At 39.6% G+C, this 4,413-nt stretch carries 4 protein-coding genes and 1 pseudogene; all 5 read left to right on the top strand.

What is annotated here, in order from left to right:
* The coding region (gene guaA / locus RQ763_RS09995; protein ID WP_314152765.1) for a glutamine-hydrolyzing GMP synthase at positions 1 to 977 on the top strand (977 nt) is incomplete at its 5' end.
* Positions 978 to 988: 11 nt separating this feature from the next.
* Positions 989 to 1,624 (top strand): uroporphyrinogen-III synthase, encoded by a 636-nt coding sequence (locus RQ763_RS09990; protein ID WP_314152763.1) that lies wholly within the window; start codon positions 989 to 991, stop codon positions 1,622 to 1,624.
* 309 nt (positions 1,625 to 1,933) lie between these two features.
* Entirely contained in the window at positions 1,934 to 3,199 is a 1,266-nt protein-coding gene (gene purD, locus RQ763_RS09985; protein ID WP_314152761.1) for a phosphoribosylamine--glycine ligase, read from the top strand.
* 11 nt (positions 3,200 to 3,210) lie between these two features.
* Entirely contained in the window at positions 3,211 to 3,660 is a 450-nt protein-coding gene (locus RQ763_RS09980) for an RDD family protein (RefSeq protein ID WP_314152760.1), read from the top strand.
* Positions 3,653 to 4,413 (top strand): annotated as a pseudogene (locus tag RQ763_RS09975) (LPS-assembly protein LptD); the annotation flags it as partial. The gene RQ763_RS09980 and the pseudogene RQ763_RS09975, both read left to right, overlap by 8 nt.

The raw sequence follows: 4,413 nt of genomic DNA, 5'->3' as shown, positions 1-4,413 counted from the left end.
ATATTTGCGGAGTAACCGAGAAGTGGAAGATGGAACACTTTTTAAAAGAGCAGATTAAGATTATTCGCGAAAAAGTGGGCAAAGGAAAAGTTCTTTGCGGATTAAGCGGAGGCGTTGACAGCTCTGTTGTGGCGGCGATGCTTTATGAGGCAATCGGCGATCAACTGGTTCCAGTTTTTGTAGATAACGGACTTTTGCGCAAAGGCGAGAGAGAGCAGGTTGAAGAGGTTTTCAAAATCAATCTAAAGGTTCCTTTGGTTGTCATTGATGCAAGAGAGAGCTTTTTGAGCAAGCTTGCAGGAGTAAGTGATCCTGAGAAGAAACGTCAAATTATCGGGCACACATTTATAGAAGAGTTTGAAAAAGAGGCTAAGAAACATGACGGCATTAAATTCTTAGCACAGGGCACTCTCTACCCAGACGTTATAGAGTCTATCTCCGTAAACGGACCCTCTGAGGTTATAAAATCGCACCACAATGTAGGCGGACTTCCTGATTGGATGGATTTTCAACTTATAGAGCCTCTTCGTGAACTCTTTAAAGATGAGGTGAGAAAAATCGGTTTAGAATTGGGACTTCCAGAGTCTATGATTAATCGTCATCCATTCCCTGGACCGGGACTTGCAATCCGAATCATGGGTGAAGTTAATGAAGCTGATTTGAGTATTCTTAGAGAAGCGGATGTTATTTTGTTAGATGAGTTAAAAGCGAGCGGATACTATGCAAAAACATGGCAGGCGTTTGTTGTTTTACTAAACGTAAAATCAGTCGGCGTTATGGGTGATAACCGTACATATGACAATACTGTTTGTGTGAGAGTCGTTGAAGCAGTTGATGGAATGACGGCTACATTTGCTCATCTTCCCCATGATCTCCTAGAGAGAATAAGCAGAAGAATTATCAATGAAGTTGATGGCATTAACCGCGTAGTTTATGATATAAGTTCTAAACCACCCGCTACAATCGAGTGGGAATAAATAGTTTTTATATGCCAAAAAAAATCTACCTCTTCGCAACTTCTAAAAGCGAACATGCTATCAATGTTAAATCTTTAGATGTCAGGTATTTAAAACCTGATATCGATTTTTCCAAGTACGACTATCTCATTATGACATCCAAGCAGACCGTAAAAGCACTCGAGCAGTATGATAAAAAAGATTTTATAGATACTCCTGCACTTTGTGTTTCTATAAAAACTGCAGTTGCTTATAAAGAGTTCGGCGGTACTGTTTTGGCAGTAGGCGACGGATATGGGGATAACCTTGCTAAAAACATAAAAGAGTTTCCCAAAGAGACAAAATGGCTCTATCTAAGAGCTGAGCTCATAGCCTCCGATTTCGTCAAAAGAAGTAAGGATGAGGGTTATAAAATAGATGATGAAATTCTTTATGTCAGTGAGTGTTCCAAAGAGATTTTGCAGACAAGAGTAGATGATGATTCTACTCTGATTTTCACATCACCCTCGTCTGTAGAGTGCTTTTTGAAAAACAACTCTATCCACCCTGACGCCAAAATTATAGTCATAGGCAGTACAACCGCGAGAAGTTTGCCAGAGGGTATAAGATATATAACAAGCGAAAAAACATCAATAGAGAGCTGCATCGAGTTGGCATTGAGCATTTAAAAGAAAATTCAAGAATTTTTTTTGTATAATCATATTAGTAGTCTGGATAGTTCGAGAAACCGCACTAATGAGGGTTCTACATTTTCAAGTAGCGAACACGTAGGATTTTTGTGTGTCGGTGTTGTCGTTTGAGATACGTTAACTCTGTCGAGACAATGTCGCCGTTATAAAATACTCTCTTCGCCCAAATTCGGCTTTTAGAACCAAGCCAAATGCGAGACGGCTGTCCGGGCTACTTTAACAGAGATATCTGCTTAGTCTATTTTGATAGATTGAGTAGATATTTTTTAAATTACTTATGGAGTGTTGATGAAAATTTTAATTTTGGGTAGCGGTGGCAGAGAGTACTCTATTGCCAGAGCGATATTAAACGAAAAAGAGGCTCATGAACTTTTTTTTATGCCCGGAAATGGTGCAACAAGCTCTTTGGGAACAAACCTAAACATTAAAGATTATAACGATTTAGCTGCTTATGCAAAAGAGAACAGTATTGATTTGACTATTGTTGGTCCTGAAGCTCCGCTTGTAGATGGAGTAGTTGATATTTTCAAATCACTCGGACTTACTATTTTTGGACCAAGCAAAGAGGCGGCTCAGCTTGAGGGCTCAAAAGTCTATATGAAGAACTTTTTGGCAAAGTACAACATCCCTACAGCGCGCTACATTGAGACGGCTTCAATTGAAGATGCCTTTAAATTTGCAGATACTCTAAGCGCTCCGATTGTTGTTAAAGCAGATGGACTCTGCGGTGGCAAAGGCGTTATTATTGCGCAAAATCATGATGAGGCAAAAGTTGCAATATCTGAGATGCTAAGCGGAAAAAGTTTCGGAGATGCAGGACACAAAGTTGTAGTTGAAGAGTTTTTAGACGGTTATGAACTCTCAATGTTTGCCGTTTGTGACGGAGATGACTATATCTTACTTCCGGCAGCTCAAGACCACAAGCGACTTAAAGACGGTGATGAGGGACCAAATACAGGGGGAATGGGTGCTTATGCTCCAACTCCTTTGGTTGATGAAGCGCTTTATCAAAAAGTAAGAGAGAGGATAATCCTTCCTACGCTTGATGGAATGAAAAAAGAGGGAGCACCTTTTGAAGGCGTTCTTTTTATTGGAATCATGGTTGTAAACGGCGAGCCGATTACTCTGGAGTTCAATGTCCGTTTTGGAGATCCTGAGTGTGAAATTCTTATGCCGCTTATGATTTCAAGCGTAAGTGATATGTTCTACAAAGCTGCTACAAATAGACTCAGTGAAATAAAAGTAGAGTTTTCAAACCAATATGCCGTAGGCGTGGTTATGGCAAGCGCAAACTATCCCTACTCAAATTCAACACCGGCTGAAATTATAGTAGATGATGTGCATCATGAAGAGATTGAGAAGTATACGCATATCTCATATGCCAGTGTTAGCATGATTGATGGCGTACTATACGCGGACGGCGGGAGAGTTTTGGTTTGTGTCGGTATCGGAGAGAGTATAAAAGAGGCAAGAGACAGAGCATACATGAGATGCGGACAGGTTCATTTTGCAGGTAAAAAACTCAGAACAGACATAGCCTATCAAGCGCTCTAAAAAGAAGTGAAGTGAACGAAGAGATTAACAAAAGACTTTATCAAGAGGGAATGACATTGGCCCCTATAAAAAAAAGAGGCATGGCATTTTTTATAGATGAGATGCTGCTTTCTCTTTTGCTTATTATTGCGCTTGGGGACTCTTTTTTTGACGCTAAAACAGTTGAAGAGATGATTATCCTTACAAATACGTTTGTTTTGGAGTATATGGCTGTAAAAGTGGTCTATCAAGCTTTTTTTGTGATGCAGTACGGCGCAACTTTAGGCAAAATTGTTATGAAGATAAGAGTGATAGAGCTTGGGACTATGCAGAAACCTAACGTAGTCGTAGCGTTAAATCGTGCAGTTGTAAGAGTCATAAGCGAGATGATGTTTTATCTCGGATTTGTATGGGGAGTAATGGATCCCACGAGGCAAACATGGCATGACAAAAGCGCTAAAACATTGGTTGTAAATGCTTAAGTTACTACTTCTTTTATCAATACTTCTTGCTTGCGCAGTAGCTAATGATAAAGTTGAAGTCTATGCAACGAGTATGGTCACCAAAGATAATATTGTAACAGCCGATGGTGAGGTTGTGGTAATTTATAAAGACTACTATTTAAGTGCAAAAAAAGCGGTATATGATAGAAACAGTGGAAAGCTGGAGTTATTTGGAAATATTAGAGCAAATCAGGGAGAGAACATTAAGCTTCTTGGAGAGTATGCGAAACTTAATATTGCTGAAAAAGAGAGAATGTTCAAACCTTTTTATATGCTTGAGCGAACAGCTGATGTTTGGATTAGCGGTGATAGCTCTTATGCAAAAGATACAGAGGTAGAGATAGATACGGGAGTTATGAGCGGATGTGATCCAAACAATCCGCTCTGGAAGATGGAGTTCACATCATCAGACTACAACTCCGACACAATGTGGCTAAATCTTTACAATGCAAGAATATATATATACGATATTCCTGTTTTTTATACACCCTATTTTGGATACTCTCTTGATACCACGAGAAGAACAGGACTTTTGCCTCCCATGGTTGGTTTTTCCGATAAAGAGGGATTTTACTATGAACAGGCGTTATATATCGCCCAGAGTAATTGGTGGGATTTGGAGCTAAGACCTCAAATAAGAACAAATCGCGGCTCTGGTATTTATACAGAGTTTAGGTTTGTAGATAGCAAGGTTTCTAAAGGCTCTTTGGCTGCAGGTTATTTTAAAGAGAA

The sequence above is a fragment of the Sulfurimonas sp. genome, assembly GCF_032250635.1.
GTDB lineage: Bacteria > Campylobacterota > Campylobacteria > Campylobacterales > Sulfurimonadaceae > Sulfurimonas.
Note: the sequence above shows the minus strand (reverse complement) of the source record. Positions and strands in the feature narration are given on the sequence as shown.

Excerpts from the sequence above, each read along its gene's own strand:
- purD (WP_314152761.1), top strand. The coding sequence starts at position 1,934 with ATGAAAATTTTAATTTTGGGTAGCGGTGGCAGAGAGTACTCTATTGCC.
- RQ763_RS09990 (WP_314152763.1), top strand. The coding sequence starts at position 989 with ATGCCAAAAAAAATCTACCTCTTCGCAACTTCTAAAAGCGAACATGCT.